16 protein-coding genes and 1 pseudogene are annotated in these 17635 nt (G+C 43.6%); 8 read left to right on the top strand and 9 right to left on the bottom strand.

Going from position 1 to position 17635, the window contains the following annotated elements; genetic code table 11:
• Positions 1-9: 9 nt before the first annotated feature.
• The 3 genes from Xenpb_RS02435 to Xenpb_RS02425 are packed head-to-tail and all read right to left on the bottom strand — an operon-like array spanning position 10 to position 4985.
• Positions 10-1221, bottom strand: a complete 1212-nt coding sequence (locus tag Xenpb_RS02435; protein WP_187652937.1) for a DUF4123 domain-containing protein — start codon at positions 1219-1221, stop codon at positions 10-12.
• Positions 1221-3230: a type VI secretion system tip protein TssI/VgrG gene (tssI, locus tag Xenpb_RS02430; RefSeq protein ID WP_187652936.1), complete on the bottom strand. Its 2010-nt coding sequence runs from the start codon at positions 3228-3230 to the stop codon at positions 1221-1223. The genes Xenpb_RS02435 and tssI overlap by 1 nt, the downstream gene beginning before the upstream one ends.
• 12 nt (positions 3231-3242) lie before the next feature.
• Entirely contained in the window at positions 3243-4985 is a 1743-nt protein-coding gene (locus tag Xenpb_RS02425) for a type VI secretion system baseplate subunit TssF (RefSeq protein WP_187652935.1), read from the bottom strand.
• Positions 4986-5184: 199 nt separating this feature from the next.
• On the opposite strand from Xenpb_RS02425, the gene Xenpb_RS02420 reads away from it, so the two are divergent.
• The 3 genes and pseudogenes from Xenpb_RS02420 (at position 5185) to Xenpb_RS02410 (ending at position 7675) form a co-directional block, all read left to right on the top strand.
• The gene (locus Xenpb_RS02420; RefSeq protein WP_187653093.1) at positions 5185-5457 is read left to right on the top strand and encodes a hypothetical protein; all 273 of its coding nucleotides are present in this window, start codon (positions 5185-5187) and stop codon (positions 5455-5457) included.
• 908 nt (positions 5458-6365) lie between these two features.
• A pseudogene (locus Xenpb_RS02415) lies at positions 6366-6851 on the top strand (phage tail protein); the annotation flags it as partial.
• 572 nt (positions 6852-7423) lie between these two features.
• The gene (locus tag Xenpb_RS02410) at positions 7424-7675 is read left to right on the top strand and encodes a GlsB/YeaQ/YmgE family stress response membrane protein (protein ID WP_099114406.1); all 252 of its coding nucleotides are present in this window, start codon (positions 7424-7426) and stop codon (positions 7673-7675) included.
• 111 nt (positions 7676-7786) lie between these two features.
• Here Xenpb_RS02410 and sseA read toward each other — a convergent pair whose 3' ends face one another.
• Together sseA and Xenpb_RS02400 are read right to left on the bottom strand one after the other, a co-directional pair.
• Positions 7787-8626, bottom strand: a complete 840-nt coding sequence (gene sseA, locus Xenpb_RS02405) for a 3-mercaptopyruvate sulfurtransferase (RefSeq protein WP_187652934.1) — start codon at positions 8624-8626, stop codon at positions 7787-7789.
• Between the two features lie 100 nt (positions 8627-8726).
• The gene (locus Xenpb_RS02400; protein ID WP_167336750.1) at positions 8727-8882 is read right to left on the bottom strand and encodes a hypothetical protein; all 156 of its coding nucleotides are present in this window, start codon (positions 8880-8882) and stop codon (positions 8727-8729) included.
• 236 nt (positions 8883-9118) lie between these two features.
• On the opposite strand from Xenpb_RS02400, the gene dinG reads away from it, so the two are divergent.
• Positions 9119-11254 carry an ATP-dependent DNA helicase DinG gene (gene dinG, locus Xenpb_RS02395; protein ID WP_187652933.1) on the top strand — a complete coding sequence of 712 codons (2136 nt, stop codon included), beginning with the start codon at positions 9119-9121 and terminating at the stop codon, positions 11252-11254.
• Between the two features lie 54 nt (positions 11255-11308).
• Here dinG and Xenpb_RS02390 read toward each other — a convergent pair whose 3' ends face one another.
• The 3 genes from Xenpb_RS02390 to rhtA form a co-directional block, all read right to left on the bottom strand.
• The gene (locus tag Xenpb_RS02390; RefSeq protein WP_187652932.1) at positions 11309-11530 is read right to left on the bottom strand and encodes an alkylphosphonate utilization protein; all 222 of its coding nucleotides are present in this window, start codon (positions 11528-11530) and stop codon (positions 11309-11311) included.
• Positions 11531-11719: 189 nt separating this feature from the next.
• Positions 11720-12226, bottom strand: coding sequence for a DNA starvation/stationary phase protection protein Dps (gene dps / locus Xenpb_RS02385; RefSeq protein WP_187652931.1), 507 nt, complete (start codon positions 12224-12226; stop codon positions 11720-11722).
• Positions 12227-12475: 249 nt separating this feature from the next.
• Entirely contained in the window at positions 12476-13366 is an 891-nt protein-coding gene (rhtA, locus tag Xenpb_RS02380) for a threonine/homoserine exporter RhtA (protein ID WP_187652930.1), read from the bottom strand.
• A 145-nt stretch (positions 13367-13511) separates the two neighbouring features.
• Here rhtA and Xenpb_RS02375 point away from each other — a divergent pair, with 145 nt between their 5' ends.
• Genes Xenpb_RS02375 through Xenpb_RS20380 form a run of 3 tightly spaced genes read left to right on the top strand, consistent with a single transcriptional unit; the run spans position 13512 to position 14612 of the window.
• Positions 13512-14126 carry a TIGR00730 family Rossman fold protein gene (locus Xenpb_RS02375; protein ID WP_187652929.1) on the top strand — a complete coding sequence of 205 codons (615 nt, stop codon included), beginning with the start codon at positions 13512-13514 and terminating at the stop codon, positions 14124-14126.
• Between the two features lie 22 nt (positions 14127-14148).
• On the top strand, positions 14149-14427 hold the full coding sequence (locus tag Xenpb_RS20385; RefSeq protein WP_368666792.1) for a hypothetical protein: 279 nt from the start codon (positions 14149-14151) through the stop codon (positions 14425-14427).
• On the top strand, positions 14346-14612 hold the full coding sequence (locus tag Xenpb_RS20380) for a GNAT family N-acetyltransferase (RefSeq protein WP_368666794.1): 267 nt from the start codon (positions 14346-14348) through the stop codon (positions 14610-14612). Before Xenpb_RS20385 ends, Xenpb_RS20380 begins: the two co-directional genes overlap by 82 nt.
• Positions 14613-14721: 109 nt before the next feature.
• Here Xenpb_RS20380 and Xenpb_RS02365 read toward each other — a convergent pair whose 3' ends face one another.
• Entirely contained in the window at positions 14722-15729 is a 1008-nt protein-coding gene (locus tag Xenpb_RS02365; protein ID WP_187652928.1) for a Gfo/Idh/MocA family protein, read from the bottom strand.
• Between the two features lie 264 nt (positions 15730-15993).
• On the opposite strand from Xenpb_RS02365, the gene Xenpb_RS02360 reads away from it, so the two are divergent.
• On the top strand, positions 15994-17589 hold the full coding sequence (locus Xenpb_RS02360; protein ID WP_187652927.1) for an ABC-F family ATPase: 1596 nt from the start codon (positions 15994-15996) through the stop codon (positions 17587-17589).
• Positions 17590-17635 lie beyond the last annotated feature (46 nt).

Genomic DNA, 17635 nt, shown 5'->3' with positions numbered 1-17635 from the left:
TTCCTTGTGTTAACCTAATGCCCGGTTTTTAAAACAATACTCATAACAAGCCAGCGCCCGCACCTCTTGCGCCTGTGCTTGTGTACAGGCATGCTGCCATGCCCGCTGCCAGAGTGCTTCGTTATCCCGCGCCAGACTTCTGCCCGCTACCAGATACAAAATGGAACGCTGATGGGCGAAACCCGCCAGACAAGCAAAATTGGCCTGTTGCACCACAAAGGCCGGCAGTTGTTCCTTCTGTTCTGGCGTCAGTTCAGGTTGGGTCTCTGTAATAAATTTCACTATTTGAGCCACCGCCCGCTCTTGGGTCTGCCCCGCCAATAGGTTTATCAGATAGGGGTTAATTGCCACGGGTGCTGTTTTCTCCTGATCTAATGTGTTTTCAGCCAAAGAAAGGGCATAGTACTGTGCTGTCTGGCTATCGAAATAACCGATGCGCGTTATCGGGCGCATAAAGTGCATCAGTTGTTCATCCGGCAGGCTTTTCAGTAGCGGGAGCAAGCCTTGCGGCACATAGAAGCGGTAAAACACCCATGATTGTTGTTGTTCATTTCTCAGATAGGTGAATTTACGCAGGTGATTACGGATAACAGGAAATGGCTGATCACTGTCGATAAGAATTCCCGGTTCTGGTGTGATCGGCTGTGTGATCTTTTGCTGAAAAGCAGAGTGCACCGTTGTGTCATCGGTTAACTCCACCAGATAAGGGGCGCTGTCTTCGAGCGTGATTTGGGTTTCCCCTTGAAACAGGCTTTCCCATCGCAGGTTGGAGACCATCAGGTCAGGCACGATAAAACTGCCCATAACCCGACGGTAAACCGTGGCATCAATCACCATATAGCGGTATTGTCCGCTCTTTTTGGCGGGCATGGTTTTTGTCACGGCGAACTGCAATACGCCACGCTCGGCAGGCAAGAGGGTGTTGATATTGTATTCGTTCAGCGGGATCACTCGTGTATTCCGCTCCACCCCTTGCCGGAACTGCCGCAATAGCGGCAATTCGATATAAGAGCTGGCGGCAAGGTATTCAGGCAACGGCTGAATACTTTGGTATTGCCCCGGTGAATGTCCCGCCTGTAGGACATATTCCGCCAGCGACGACAGAGCCTGTGGCTTGTTCGTTGCATGGACAATCGCCCGGGCAGAGTAGTGCTCGCCTTGTTGCGTGGCATAGGAATAATCCACCATCCAATGTTCGGCATAATCGGGTATCCAGGACATTATTCTGATGGCTCCTGCTGCTTACGGGCTTTTTCCCGGCAATCCTCTGCCATGACCAACCCTTCATTAGCTGATCCGCTGAGTGATGGCACAGTGCCCGGGCTGCCCCCTGTTACCGAAACATCCCCTTGCAGGGTGATTTTGCCAGTGATTGTCACCCCTGAACCATCCAGCTTAATCGATCCCGCCTTGCCTTTGATCAGTACGGATTCGCTGGCCTGTAGGGTATGGACTTTTGTCAGGCTCTGGATGTTGTTGACCACGTTCAGGGTATAGTTGTTGTTGATTCTGGTAGTTTTGTCCCTCCCCACTTCTTGCAGGTGATCAGCAAAGATATTTTCCTGCCAGTTGTTGTTGATGCGGGTCTTGCGATCTTTGGTGATGGTTTCAAACTGGTTCAGGTCAATCTGGATATGCTGTTCATGCATGATCCGGATGAATTCATCGTTGCCGATTTCATGTTTGCGGTTGTTCAGTACATGGTGGCTTTCATCGTGACCAACACGTTGGGTTTTATCGTGGTTTATCTGGATAAGCTGGTCTTTCTGGGCATGGATATAGATCTCTTCACTGCCTTTCGCATCTTCAAAGCGCAATTCGTTAAATCCTTCACCTTTGTGGGTGTGGGTCTTGAAGGTGGTGCGCGTTTTTTCCGCCGGCAGATCCAGCGGTGGGCGGTTACGGCCGTTGTAGGTACAGCCCGTCACTATTGGACGATCAATATCCCCGTTCAGGTAGGAAATAATCACCTCCTGACCAATACGCGGAATAGCCATAAATCCATAGCCATCACCATTCCAGCCCTGCGCGACACGCACCCAGCAGGAAGCGCGGTCATCTGCTTCATCATAACGGTTCCAATGGAAATGAACTTTGATAGCGCCATGTTTATCAACGTAGATTTCCTCACCTTCCGGCCCCACGACGGTTGCCACTTCATCCCCATCTGCCAGTGGCTTGTAACGGAATGGCGGGCGCCAGTCCTGCCGCCCCGGAATAAAGGAAACGTTGTTGGTCAGCGTCGTACCTTCTCCCGCATTTCCAGAAGCTTGTGGTTGATGTCCATGATGCGTGACAGTAACCACCTGCCAGCGATCATTCATCGTCGCAATCGGGTGGGATTGCAGAACGAAGATCCGTCCCGGTCTTAGTTTGATACAGTTGGTACTCGCTTTACCGACTTTGCTCTGGTTCTGCAACTGCTCCAAACGCAATTGGGTGAAAGGGCGTCCTTCTGCATCCATCTGAAAACGGCCATAACTCTCAAATACAGAATGATTTCCTCCATGTTCCAGCGTAGACAGATGTTGCAGAGGATAGGAAGGACGCAGGAAATTATTATCTTTATGGATCGTTTCATCCGGGCACAGATATTCGCCGTAATTCCACTGCCATGCTGTCGAGTCACTGTTATCTGTGTTTGACTGTACGTTGTAGGTCAGCGTTAACGCAGCCAACATGCCGAGATGGGAATTACTGTAAAACAATTTGTCCTCTTCGAACCAGAACATGATGCCTTCTTCCGCCGCCAGTCGGCACCAGAATTCATAAGCGGATTCGCGTTTCTGAGTGGTATATTCCCGTATTGAATGCTGCTGGTGATCTTTGTAAAACTTGCTGTCCGCCCTGATGCGATGTTCTTTCAGTAATTGACCGAGAATATCCGGCACGGATTGATGGTGGAAAATCCGGCTATCCTGATTGAGCGTCATCAACCACATTTCCGGGCGAATAATAAAAGTGTAATAGGTTTGTCGCCCATCGGTATTACCCTGTTCGGCTCCGGCCACAACACCATTAACCGTTCGCTCAATGACGCCATCTCTAATCACCGTCAGAGAGGCACTGGAACCCAATTGTTTATTGAGTGCCACGTTGTCAAAAGAACTGACTACTGTCATAGACAGGTGAAACAGTTGTGATAATCCTTCCTGTAAGCTGAAATTCACTACCTGAAACGTGGTCTGCGGTAGTGCACCTATCTGGCAAGTAAAAACTAATCCATCCATTGTAGAAACTCCTTACATAATTGAGCGATAACCCTGAATCATTGAAGGTGACAGATACCATTCCGTCCCGGAAGGTTGGCTGAGCACGCGCATTCGCAGCCATGTTCCCTGTGCAAGGCAGAACGGGAAGAATTGGTAGAGTGAATTGGCGAATCGATACATTTCGCCGGCATCGGTATAAGCGCTTTCATCCAGCATCAGGGTAACCAGCAGACAGCGAACGGGCCTGTCCCGGATCATCCTGTCACCCCATTTTGCTTCTATATTGGCAATCCCGCCGATCATGCGCCGGATATTCCGGCTGGACGCGCGATCAGTATCTGCATACAGATCAAAATCCTGTAGTAGTTGTTTGACTGACGCGCTCATCTCCAATAAATGGCTGCCGACAGAATAGTGCGACAAAAAATCCCAATGACGATGGCTATCAACAATCGGAGGATAAGTTTGTGAAGTGGGAATGATATTTTTTAATTGAAAAACTTCGGGAACATTTTCTCCCGTCTGGCAGATCTCACCCAGTGCAAGAGGTGCCTGATATTGTTCAAAGCTATAAAAATGGCAAATGAATTCACGCTCAGGTGGTTTACGCATCAACTCCGCTTTGCTGTCATAGAAAATCAGCTCATACTGTATTCTGCCCAGAGCATCTTTACTGATTTCAAGCGCATAGAACCAAGCCTTGTCGTACTCTGGGTGATAACGTTCCATACCTGTCAGGAGGCTGGCCGGATAAAACAGGTATTCATCCCCGCGTCTTTCCTCTTCTGTGTTTGGCTCATTTTTCAGTTCTATACCTGCAATATGCAGAACACCCTGAGTTGGCATTAAGGGTAAACGATAACGCGCTGTTTCCGGGACAAAGGGAAGTGTCACTTGGCTGTTACGCGCCATATTAACCACAGGCGCACAATGAAGCTGGAATGCAGACTTTATTTGCGCTGTTGACAATGGTAATACTGTATTCAAAGTCAGAACGACACTGAATTCACGATGTTTTGTCAGTTTCAATCGCTTTGCCATTGTCGGCAGAGGTAAATTCAGAAATTGGTTAACATGCGGCAGATAAAGAGACTCAACTAACAATTGTGGCGCCCAGTTATCCCCGACAGCAGATGACAGAACCAATCGGGAAGCGCCTGAGCGCGGTTCAAACCGATCTCCGTGTGCTTTATAAACTTGCCCATCGTGATACAGTTCAGCACCATCATAATATTGAGTCAGCCCCAACATCAGGGCATCAGCAACCTGCTCATCACTGCTCAGGAACAGATTAATCGGCTGGGTCAGCCACTCTTCTTCCTTACCAATATAGCGAAATTTTAAGGTGATTTTAGTCGTCTGTACCTGATGTGTAATTTCACGTGACACTAATATCAAAGGTTCAATAGGACATTCTCGGCAAGTGACAAATGTCTGTCGACGATGAGTATGAACTTCTGTTCCCGCCGGTATGGAAAAAGCAAAATCCCCCTGCGTGCCACTGTCAAACTGAATCATACTGGTCGCAGGAATACCTTTGATCGGCTGTGCCCGTAATTTTTGCAGTAACGGCTGAGTCAATTCAGGAAAAGCATCATCGACTTTCTGACTCAAACGGGCCATTAAAGCAGCAAAGCCCTCACTAACCCTTTCAGCATCAGGATCCCTGCCACTCAGTACATCTTCAAGATGTGGCTTCTCTTCACGCGCAGATTTTGCAAGTTGCCTTAGGTAATCAAGTTCCCACTGATAATAATATTCAAACGATTTCACAACTGACTCCTTTTCCTAAAGCGGCATGTTGTGAGAATGACCACTTTGCATTTATACCCGTCCTTCAAGTTGCAGCGTTAGCATTGTTGGCATCCTGAAATACCCAGGGTATATGTTTAGTTTATTCATTTCAGGTAAGTACATAATCTTTACCAATTCTTATGAATTAAAAAGAACTGCTTAATATATACGCTGTCTGGTGTATGTCAAAACAAAAAATAGCGAACATATTGTTCCTTTATTCCCATTTATTCACCGCAAAAACATTAGAAGATCTAAGTATTTTTATTTAAAATTAATAAATCAATTTGATGAATTTCTCCCCGCGGAAGGCGCTCATGCCAAAGCAGATTTTCCGCATGATGATACGGCCACGCAGGCAGCGCTTGGCCTCGTGGTTGGTCAATGGCATGTCTTTATGATTGAGAAACACCCATATATTTCCGAATGTTGGTTCGAAGTTTATGGATAAGAGCATTGGCTTTGCTGATATTGCTCACCCTAGGTGGCTTTGCGGTAAAGTGTTTTTTCGTTTTCATAGGAAGGAAACTTACCTGACTGAAAGGATCAATCAACAGGCAAAAGCGGATCATAGAGATGTTCTAATAACGATATCTTTTTGTCATCTGATATTATCTGTAATGATTTAATATATGCAGGCGCATTGGGATTTAAATAAAATTGCTCTCCATAGCTTTCTTTTGCATCTTTTAAGAACCAAAGAAAATTTTCTTGAATATTTTTTTAATTAATTTACTCAGTTAACGTAATACCTCATCGTCATATCCATAAAGCGCATTTTCATCTGTTGGTTCTTCTCTCCATTAATAACGCAAGGGTGAAATATCATCTTCTTTGGGCATATAGTACCAATAAATATCATTTAGGATAACACGTTGATTTTACTTAATTCTGTCACAAGGGCAGACATTAGGGAAATCAAGGGGGTTAAGTTAAAGTGGTATCCTCTTCGGTGCATTATGTTTTGTCAGTAGAGGAGCTGATTTTATTGATCCTCCATTTGTTATTCTATGCCATCCTGTCATCAAAACATGCAGCTCGCCTAAACGTTAAATCGGGCTTAGTCAAAACGCATTCTCCAGTATTGATGAACTTATTTTATTGATGTTCACTGGCGGAGAAGTAACCCGCCTTCATGTTATTTAGCAATACACATTGTTGATTAAATGAGGGTCAGATATGAATACTCAAGATAATAAACCGGATAAGACGACGGAAAAAGATAATGTGCTTCCTGAAACAACCCTCCGGGCAGAGCAGACTGATACGCTGAATAATACGGAGAACAGTGAAAGCAATATCTTTGGCTTCGGTTATTACCGTGCCAATTTCTCTAACAGTCATTTCGGAGCTAATGTCATGACAAAAATATTTAAAGTTCCCTTTGCGGCGCAAGGGGACAGGGTATCTATTCCTAATGAAGTCCAGCCAGACGGAGCTGTTTCATATACTCAGGGCTACGGCTATGATTACGAGCGTAACCAGAACGTTGATCCCGCCGCAAGGGATATTGAACGTGAAAAGATGAACGGGCTTTTTCACGATATCACGAAAGCGGTAGGGGAGATGCAGACCTTTGGTGCAGCGCAATGGACAGTAGAGGCTCAGCCTTATCCACTACGTGGATTGGTCTACCATAAACAAAAGCTCTGGCAATCCCGCATTGAGAACAACAAGGAAGAGCCAAAAGCAGGCAATGCCTGGGTGGAATTAAAAGCTGATCTGACTGCCGCTGATGTGGGAGCCTATAGCAAGGAGGAATCGGATACCCGTTTTCAGTCGAAGGGTAATTATCAACCTGCAGGCGACTATGCCATCAGAGGAGAATGTTATACGAAATCGGAAACTTATTCTCGCAGTGAGATTGATAGTCGTATATCACAGAGAAATATGGCTAGCGCGACAGCGAACGGTTGGTGGGAGTGTGGTGATACCGGCATTATTTATCAGTGGGGCATATCCTATCAGGGCGGTGTCATTAAATTTCCTAAGCCATTTAGGACACAGTGTTTTTCTGTTGTGACTAATATCTATTATGACAAACCTACTTCAGGTGATAACCAGTGGCCTGTATTTAATCTGCGAACTGACTCATTCCAAACACAAGTCGACACAAAAGGTTGGTACCTCACTTGGTTTGCCATCGGAAAATAAACTTTCACTATTGCTCAGGGCCAGCCGGCCCTATTTTTATATATTACCGCTACATCTTCATTACAGTTGAAAAATGAGAACAGGGGATGTATCACTATTGTGAAAAGCTATTTAAATTCATCTGGTTGTATAAATATTCCTAATGACTGAAAAATCTCTTTTCCTTTCTAATTTGCAATTCTTTTGGCTAGTGTCTTAACTTAGGGCATAGAAACATAACTTGACTCTTAAACAAATAATCTAGTCAGATTCGGAGGTTGTATATGGGTATCCTGTCATGGATTATCTTTGGCTTAATTGCCGGGATCCTTGCTAAATGGATTATGCCGGGAAATAACAGCAGCGGCATCATTATGACAGTGATTCTGGGAGTTGTGGGCGCTGTTGTGGGAGGGTATATCAGCACATTCTTTGGAATGGGAAAAGTTGATGGTTTTAATTTGGGCAGTTTCGCTATTGCCGTTATCGGCGCGATGCTTGTCCTATTTGTATACCATAAAATTTCCAATCAGTAATTTTATAGATTTATCTTAAAGCTCACAATTCATATGATAAATAACAAGAAAGGGCATGTTATTTCAATGCCCTTTATTATCATTATTTTTTATTAACTATTTTCCCGAGCGTTATTTTTCTAATGGAAGTGAATCATCAGCTCCCCATTCAGCCCAGGAACCATCATATAATCCAACCTCTTTGTGACCAATCATATCAAGCCCCAATACTAAAACGGCGGCTGTCATGCCAGAGCCGCAACTGGTAATAATCGGCTGGTTTACGTCAACCCCTTGTTTGTGGAAAATTGCCGTAATTTCTTCTACGGATTTATAACTTCCATTATCAACCAACGCTGTCCACGGAACATTTTTAGCGCCGGGGATATGGCCCATTCTTAAGCCGGGACGAGGTTCTGGCACTTTTGCCTGAAAACGGTCTTCCGCTCTGGCATCAATAAACTGTATCGATTCATTCTTATGCAGGATATTCAGGATCTGCGCCTGAGAACAGACTTTTTCGGGGGAAAACTGGACATTAAACACATCGGGCGAACGAACGACTTCTCTTGATTCGGTTGGATAACCCGCCTGCTGCCAGCCTTGTAATCCGCCTTCCAGAATGCGGACATGGCGGGCACCAAAAATTTTGAATGTCCACCATGCGCGTGGAGCAGAGAACATATTTCCCTGGTCGTAAATAATCACCAGATGGTTTTCACTGATACCCATTTTATTAACCGCCTGACAGAAAGTTTCTGGTTCTGGCAGCATGTGAGGCAGATTGGTCTGTAAATTGGCAACTTTATCAAGGTCAAAGAACTGAGCGCCGGGAATATGCTTATCTAACCAGAGTTGATAATAATCGATGGATTGAGTAGGCATCGGGGCGCTGGCATCAACAATAACGACATTCTCATCATGGAGATGCTCGTTTAGCCATTGTGGACTGACAAAATATTCATTTTTCATGAGCTTCCTCATCTGGTGTCGTCATACCGGATATTACAAACTGATACATTGTCAAAAATGGATGCTGTAATATCAGGTATTGCGATAAAAACTAATTTATTTATTGTTGCTCTACCGGGGCGTTTTCCTGCTGAGTCTGTTGTGGCTCTTCTGCTGGTGTTGTGGAGCGGGTGTACATATTCAACCCTGCCAGAAAGACGCCACCAATTGAGCCGATAGAAAATAATATGATGATAATGAGCAGGATTTTTTTCATCTCTGTATCCAATAAGGTTTTTAATAAAGCATCATAACAGCCATAAACAATGCCAAAAGATAGAAAGCCAAAAGTATATCGGCTTCTATACTTCAGACAAGCAATAACCATTTTTATCATATTGACAGTAAAACAGTCAGAACGCTGGGAACAGCTTCCCAGTAATGAGTATATAAAGCTGATTTGATACTCACTCTATGGGAGAATAGCCCTCCAATTTTTAAGCAGTAAAACTTATGGCACTTTCCAGTTCAATAAAAAATCAAATTAGCCAATGGTATAAGGCGTTATCCGTCCATATTGATGGTTTTATCCCGCGAGCACCTCAGCGTCAAATGATTGCAGAAGTTGCAAAAACACTGGCAGATGAAGAAGGGCGGCATTTGGTGATAGAAGCGCCTACGGGAGTAGGGAAAACTTTATCGTACCTGATTCCGGGGATTGCCGTCAGTCGGGCAGAACAGAAACCATTGGTGGTAAGTACGGCCAATGTTGCCTTGCAGGATCAAATCTACAGCAAAGATCTGCCGTTGTTACGCAAGATTATTCCTGATCTGAAATTCACGGGCGCTTTTGGCCGTGCACGTTATGTTTGTCCACGTAATCTGGAGACGATTTGTGCCGCAGAGGGAGAGCAGATTGATCTGATGTTTCTGGTCGAAGATCAAACGGAAATCACCAATAGTGAAGAGCGTGAGTTATGTCGTCGGTTGCGTAATGATTATTCGACTTTTGTATGGGACGGCCTGCGTGATCATCATAAACTGGCGTTATCGGACTCGCTGTGGGCAAAAGTCAGTACGGATAAGATGAACTGTCTGGCGCGAAATTGTCAGTTTTATCACCGTTGTCCCTTCTTTCTTGCCCGTCGGGAGATTGACGATGCGGATGTTGTCGTTGCCAATCACGCTTTGGTTATGGCTGCGCTGGAAAGTGAATCCGTTTTACCGGAAGCAAAAAATCTGCTGTTGGTATTGGATGAAGGGCATCATATCCCAGATGTTGCAAGGGATTCGCTGGAAGTTGAAGGGGAAATTACGTTATTCCAGCTTAATGGGCAGTTAGATTCATTTATCCGTCACGTGGAGCAGTATCTGATTCAATTCCGGCCAACCAAACCGCCTGCGTTGGCAAATGTCACACGATTGCAGACTCACTGTGAAGCAATCCGTGAACATTTTAAGGAATTGGCAATGATAACACAGGCTTTATTGCCTGAACGCGGTGAATCAGAAGAATATTTATTCGAACTGGGAAAGTTACCGGATAGTTTGCTGTTGTGTTGTCAGCAGTTATTTAAGCTCACCGATGGATTACGTGGTTTAGCAGAAGCGATTTTAAACGACCTTAACGATCAAACGGCTAAACAGGATATTGTCCGACTGCATCGTGCCATCCTGCAAACCAGCCGGACATTGGGCTATTTTGAGAATATGGCAAAATTATGGCGTTTGGCCTCGCAGGAAGAATCTTCCCACGCGCCGATATCAAAATGGTTAACACGCCGCTATGAGAAAAACCAATCACACCTCTATTTTCACTGTGCAGGCATTCGGGTCAGCGAACAGCTAACTCAGCTATTATGGCGTAATATTCCCCATGTTGTGGTGACATCGGCGACATTGCGTTCGCTGAATAGTTTTTCTCGTATTCAGGAACTGACTGGCTTACATGAAAACTATGATGATCGTTTTATCACTCTGTCATCGCCTTTTGAGCATGTACGGCAGGGGCGCTTGATTATTCCCCAAATGACACAAGAACCGACGATTCAAAATGAGATGCAGCATCTTGAGGAAATGGCGCGTTATTTCCGTTCGCAGGTGATAGACGGGAAGCATCGGGGAATGCTGATATTATTTAGTAGCCAGCGTGCGATGGAAGGTTTCCTCACTTTTGTGACAGATTTGCGGTTGATGTTATTGGTACAGGGTGATCAGCCCCGTTATCGGTTGGTAGAAACACATTGCAAGCGGATTGATGAAGGGCAAGCAAGCGTTCTGATTGGATTGCAGTCATTTGCTGAAGGGCTGGATTTAAAAGGTGCTTATCTTTCTCAGGTACATATTCATAAAATCGCCTTCCCGCCTGTAACCAATCCGGTCATTATCACCGAAAGTGAATGGCTGAAATCATTGAAACGCTATCCATTTGAAGTACAAAGCTTGCCAAGTGCTTCCTTCAATTTGATTCAGCAAGTAGGAAGGTTAATTCGTAGCCATGAGTGTTACGGTGATGTGGTGATTTATGACAATCGGTTATTGACCAAACGCTATGGGCCACGTTTGTTGAATTCTTTGCCTGTATTTCCTATCGAAAGGCCTGATGTTCCCTCGGAACAGGCGTTGGCGCTAATGAAAAAGGATAAATAATGTAAAATTTAACATTATTTATCCTTTAACCAAAAACAGGTTTGTAACTGTTATTTAGCTTACTTTTTTCAGGAAGCAGGTTTTCAGTACTAACCCTTTGATTTTGTCAGCATTACACTCAATCTCATCTTCGCGATGAGTCAGGCGGATGTTTTTAATCAATGTTCCACGTTTCAAGGTCTTGGAAGTCCCTTTTACTTTTAAGTCCTTGATGACCTGAACTGAATCACCGTCGTTCAGCAATGCACCGTTGGAGTCTTTGACTTCGTTATCCATTGTATGGCGTCCTCATGTTTATTTTTAAATCAAACAGGGATTATAGAGAGAAAAACGATTTTTTTAAAGGTTAGTGTGCTTTTTTAGAATATAACTGTTGTTTTTAAATGTTTTTCTTATCAATTGTATGCAAAGATGTAAAAAAGGCCACAGAAGTGGCCTAAGATTTTTAAAGATAATATTGTTATTTTATTGCTCAATGTTTGCTTCGATAAACCATAAAAACTTGTCGAGATCACGGGAGGCCGCAGTAAACATATCTGCTGTGTCTTCATCTTCCGCATCAATAATCGCCTGACGAATATCATTGGCAACAATGGCATAACGATCTGCCAGTGCCTTAAGATGATCTTGTACGTCATGAATATTTGTTGGATAACTTTTCAGCGTTGTACGTTTATTCACTTCCTGAACGGTTCCTAATGCTGTGCCACCCAATTGAACTGCGCGTTCTGCAAATATATCCAGATGTTCAATAATGGCACTGCGAAAACTGTCCAGCATTTCATGAATAGCAATGAAATTCCGGCCACGCATATTCCAGTGGGCTTGTTTAGTCAGCATGGATAGATCGATAAATTGGATCACCATATGATTCAAGGCGATAATCGATCTCTGCTTAACATCTTCATCAACATTATTGCGGGTATAAAGCAGGCCAGAAGTTTGGGTTTTGATTAATTTTGCTGTACTCATAATAGTGCTCCCTTAATTCTGATTAATGAATTGCCTCATTAGATTTGATAATTATAGCTGACAAATTTTCGTGAGCCATATTGCTTATCCCTATTGCATTAATAGGTATTGGTATTTATAGGTATTGATATTAATAGATATGGTATTGATGGGTATGATATTGATAAATATTTCATGAAAATAAAAAACCGGATGATATTGAGTTTCCTCCGGTTTGAATAAACAATGCCAGTATTTTGGTAAAAATAACTATTCTATTTTTTCTATTTTAGTTTTTCGTTTAATGGTAGACGTGGAGCCGATGGAAGCACAAATAATGCAGAAAAGAGCAACCCACTGAGTCATCGTCAAATGCTCATTAAGGAAAATAATGCCTGATAATGCGCCTAATGCTGGTTCAAGGCTCATTAATGTCCCAAATGTTTTGGCTGGCAGGCGGGTAAGGGCAATCATCTCCAGTGTATAGGGGAATGCGGTAGATAAAATGGCGATCCCCAGTGCAATAGGCAGCAGTGAAACATCAAACAGTAATTCAGGGCCAGTCTGTATTAACCCGATTGGGAAGAAGATAAAGGCAGCAATCAGCGAACCAATAGAAACGGTAGCGGCGCCATAGCCAGCCCCCGCACGTTGCCCGAAGATAATATAAAGTGCCCAGAAGACACCGGCTCCTAAAGCATACAAAATCCCGATAGGATCAAGTGTACTGACACTATCCCCGATTGGCAGGAGAAAACCTAATCCGGCAATGACTAAAGCAATCCAGAGAAAATCCAGTGGGCGCCGGGAAGAAAACATGGCAACAGCCAGAGGCCCTGTGAACTCAAGTGCAACGGCAATGCCGAGAGGAATGCGGGACAAAGCCATATAAAACAGATAATTCATTGCCCCGAGTGAAATACCGTAGGCAAAAAGAGGAATCAGAGAATCCCGCTGAAATTTCAGACGCCACGGTTTAAAAATCAGAAAGAGAATAATTGTTCCCAACGCAAGTCTCAAAGCTGTGACACCAGGCGCACCGATGACATGGAATACTGTTTTAGCCAGTGAGGCTCCGGCCTGAATTGATGTCATCGACAGTAACAATAAAATAATGGGGAACAGTGGAAAAGAAGCTGCCCGATGTTTAGAAAGAGACATTTAAAAAAAACCTCAGTTACAACGTATTAATTAGGAGGATGTCATCTTCGCAGTGAAACAGATATAACTCAACAGTATTATCAGTTGTACGCTTGTTAGTCTATCGTATAATCAGAAATTAAAAAAACAATAATGGAGTTTGGTTATGAAAGAAAATGCGGTTAAAAATGCACCAGAAAAAAAAGGTTCTGTAAAAAGTATTGCGGTTTATTGTGGTTCAAGCCTTGGCATATCTGAGGTCTATAAAGAAAGCGCGATATCTTTTGCGACAGAGCTGGTAAAACGTGACATTACTTTAGTTTATGGTGGAGCAAGCGTAGGGATCATGGGAACAGTGGCGGATACTGTCCTGAAAGAAGGCGGTAAAGTGATTGGGGTTATCCCGACCTTGCTGGAAGAGCGTGAAATTTCCCATAAGAATTTATCTGAACTCCATGTTGTGGAAACTATGCACCAGCGCAAAAGCAAAATGATCGAACTGGCAGAGGGGTTTGTTGCTTTGCCCGGCGGCTTTGGCACATTGGAAGAATTCAGTGAAATTTTTACCTGGAGCATGATTGGGTTGAATAGCAAACCTTGCGGTATCCTCAATATTAACCGATTCTATGATCCTTTAATTTCTATGATCGACAGAATGGCAGATGAGCAGTTTTTGCAGGAAAAATATCGTCATATGGCAATTGTTGAACAAGATCCTGCTTTATTACTTGACCGTTTTAGTGATTATGTTGTTCCTTCTGTTAAAACTTATTTCAAATAATTTCAACGTAAGGGGAAATATAATGATAATAAGAACAGCTTTGATGCAGGATGTTGAGGCGATTTTATCTCTCTATTATGTCTTGTTTAGTGAAATGGCAGCGTTACAGCCAGATAGGCTCAAAGCGACCGGACAAGACAGAGATTTTATTGTTTCTAATGTGGATAACAGCAAATTTCATTTACTTGTTGCGGAAGATGAAGATAGCAGCATAAAGGGATTTGCCATTGCACAAGAACAAAATACCCCGCCTTTAACTGCCTGGTTCCCAGAACTTATGGCCATGTTTTTGATCTGGTAGTAAGTCGGGATGCCAGAAATCTCGGTGTTGGCCGGAAGTTATTGGCTGGAATGCAGAAATGGGCAAAAGAAAATGGTTATTCACATCTGGAACTGAGTGTATTATCTCAAAATGTTGATGCAATACGTTTGTATGAAAGGGAAGGGTATCAAGAAGTGAATAGAACCATGGCGATTACTCTGTGATCCTCACGCCCTGCGCGATTGCGCTTCAAGTAGGTATTAGATAACCATCGGTAAAAATGAAAAGTTTGATCAGGATGAATTGGCCAGCTAAATACTGGCCGTAACAGACTTATCTTTTAGGATTACTATTTAAAGCAATTCGGTACTCTCTTAATACTTCGTCGATAATCCAACTGGTTCGGGCGGCAGATTCTCCATTGGATGGGCAAACTCCTTTGCCCTGTATCTCAGCAATAACTGTCTGGATTAATGGCATTTGAATATGTTTTGGATTTTCAAAATGGTACTGATAATGTTGGTTATTTTCATCATAATATGAAATGGGGGAGTCACCGAATGTGGCAAAAACTATCTTGCCTTTGTCTCCGATAATTTCGACTTTATCCTCACGAGAAGTGGCGACAAAATTCCAAATTCCAACGCCCTGAATCTGGTTTTCAAACATAAATGACATGGAAACGCAATCCTCGGCGGGATAGGCTTTTGCCTGTGAGTTAGCATGTCCTTTAACCGAGATAATTTTACCGAGCAGAAAATCCAATATATCGAGTGTGTGGCAAGCCAAATCAACAAATAAGCCACCACCGGATATTTCTGGTTTTACAAACCATGGCAAATTATCAGGATCTTGATAGATAGAAGCCATTTCCCTGAATAACATGCAATTTACAATTCGCGGTGAACCAATTGCCCCGGAATCAAGTAACTCTTTTATTTTAATAAATCTGGGTAAAGCCCTACGATAATAAGCGACAAACAGTGGGACTTTTTGTAATTGGCATATGGCAATCATTTCGTTGCATTCTTCAAATGTCAATGCCATCGGTTTTTCAACATAGACAGTTTTTCCCGCTTGTGCTGCTAAAATTGTATATTCTTTATGGGTAGAAGGTGGGGTCGCAATGTATATGGCATCAATTTCAGGATCATTAATCAGAGATTCGGCATCTGAATACCATTTTCTGATATTGTGCCGTTTGGCAAAATCTTTGGCTAAATCAGCATTGCGGCGCATTACCGCCACTAATTCAGAGTTTTCCAGTTTGTAAAAAGCAGGGCCGCTTTTTACTTCCGTGACATCACCACAACCAATAATGCCCCATCTTACTTTTTGCATGGTATTTTTCCGGTGTATCAAATTGTTGAGTTGTAAAATTCAGGGAAAGTTTATAACAGTACCGCTTTGGGTTCTGTATTTCCCTGTTCTATAGATTAGCGCTGTTTATGGAAAAAATAATTAGTATTCAGTATGTTATTTGATGCCTTTCTCTAATTTTGAAAGTGAGCAACGCATTCTGGCGATACTTTTTTCTGGTTGTGGCATAATGCGCGGCTATCAATTTTATAAACTTCCTTTTTATTCACTTTAAGAGCAAAAGTTGTGTTAAGTACAAACAACATCACCATGCAGTTTGGCAGTAAGCCACTGTTTGAAAATATTTCTGTCAAATTCGGCAACGGCAACCGTTATGGTCTGATTGGTGCGAATGGGGCAGGTAAATCTACGTTCATGAAAATCCTGGGCGGAGATTTAACCCCAACTTCCGGTAACGTCAGCCTTGATCCAAATGAGCGTCTGGGTAAATTGCGGCAGGATCAGTTTGCATTCGAAGAATATACCGTGTTGGATACGGTCATCATGGGACATTCGGAGCTGTGGGAAGTTAAACAGGAACGTGACCGCATTTATGCCATGGCCGAAATGAGCGAAGAAGATGGCTATCGTGTGGCTGATCTGGAAGTTGCCTATGGCGAGATGGATGGTTACAGTGCCGAAGCGCGTGCTGGTGAGCTGTTACTGGGCGTGGGTATTCCTGTGGAACAGCATTATGGCTTGATGAGTGCAGTCGCTCCGGGCTGGAAATTGCGTGTATTGTTGGCACAGGCACTGTTTTCTAATCCTGATGTTTTGCTGCTCGATGAGCCAACCAACAACTTGGATATCGATACTATCCGCTGGTTGGAGCAAGTGCTTAATGAACGTGACAGCACGATGATCATCATTTCCCATGACCGTCATTTCCTGAATACCGTATGCACTCATATGGCTGATTTGGATTATGGCGAATTGCGTCTGTTCCCGGGCAATTATGATGAGTATATGGTGGCGGCGACACAGGCTCGCGAGCGCCTCATGGCAGATAATGCGAAGAAGAAAGCACAAATTGCTGAGCTACAGGCTTTTGTTAGCCGTTTCAGTGCTAACGCTTCTAAATCTAAACAGGCAACTTCCCGCGCCCGTCAGATTGATAAGATCCAGTTAGAAGAAGTAAAAGCTTCCAGCCGCCAGAATCCTTATATCCGTTTTGATCAGGATAAAAAACTGTTCCGTAATGCGCTGGAACTGGAAGGTTTGACCAAAGGATATGATAACGGGCCACTGTTCAAGAACCTGAACTTGCTGATGGAAGTTGGCGAGAAAATGGCGGTGATCGGTGAAAACGGTATTGGTAAAACCACATTCCTGAAAACGCTGATCGGGGAAGAGGCGCCAAATAGCGGTACGATTAAATGGTCTGAAAACAGCACCATTGGCTATTACGCACAGGACCACGCCAATGATTTTAACTGCGACCTGACTGTCTTTGAATGGATGAGTCAATGGAAGCGCGAAGGTGATGATGAGCAGGCAGTGCGCAGTATTCTTGGTCGTTTATTGTTCGGTCAGGATGATATTAAGAAGAAAGTGGGTGTGCTTTCCGGTGGTGAACAAGGCCGGATGCTGTTTGGTAAGCTGATGATGCACAGGCCAAATATTTTGGTGATGGACGAACCCACCAACCACTTGGATATGGAATCGATCGAATCTTTGAACCTTGCGCTGGAACTCTATCAGGGAACGTTGATTTTCGTCTCCCATGACCGTGCTTTTGTTAGCTCATTAGCCAGCCGTATTCTGGAGATTAAATCCGATAAGGTGATTGATTTTAAAGGCACTTATGATGAGTATCTGAGAAGTCAGGGTATTGCTGAGTAATTCTGCTTAACGTTTATAGCCCCGTTTATTTTACGGGGCTATGATC

The organism is Xenorhabdus sp. PB62.4, from assembly GCF_014467285.1.
In the GTDB taxonomy this organism is placed as follows: Bacteria; Pseudomonadota; Gammaproteobacteria; order Enterobacterales; family Enterobacteriaceae; genus Xenorhabdus.
Note: the sequence above shows the minus strand (reverse complement) of the source record. Positions and strands in the feature narration are given on the sequence as shown.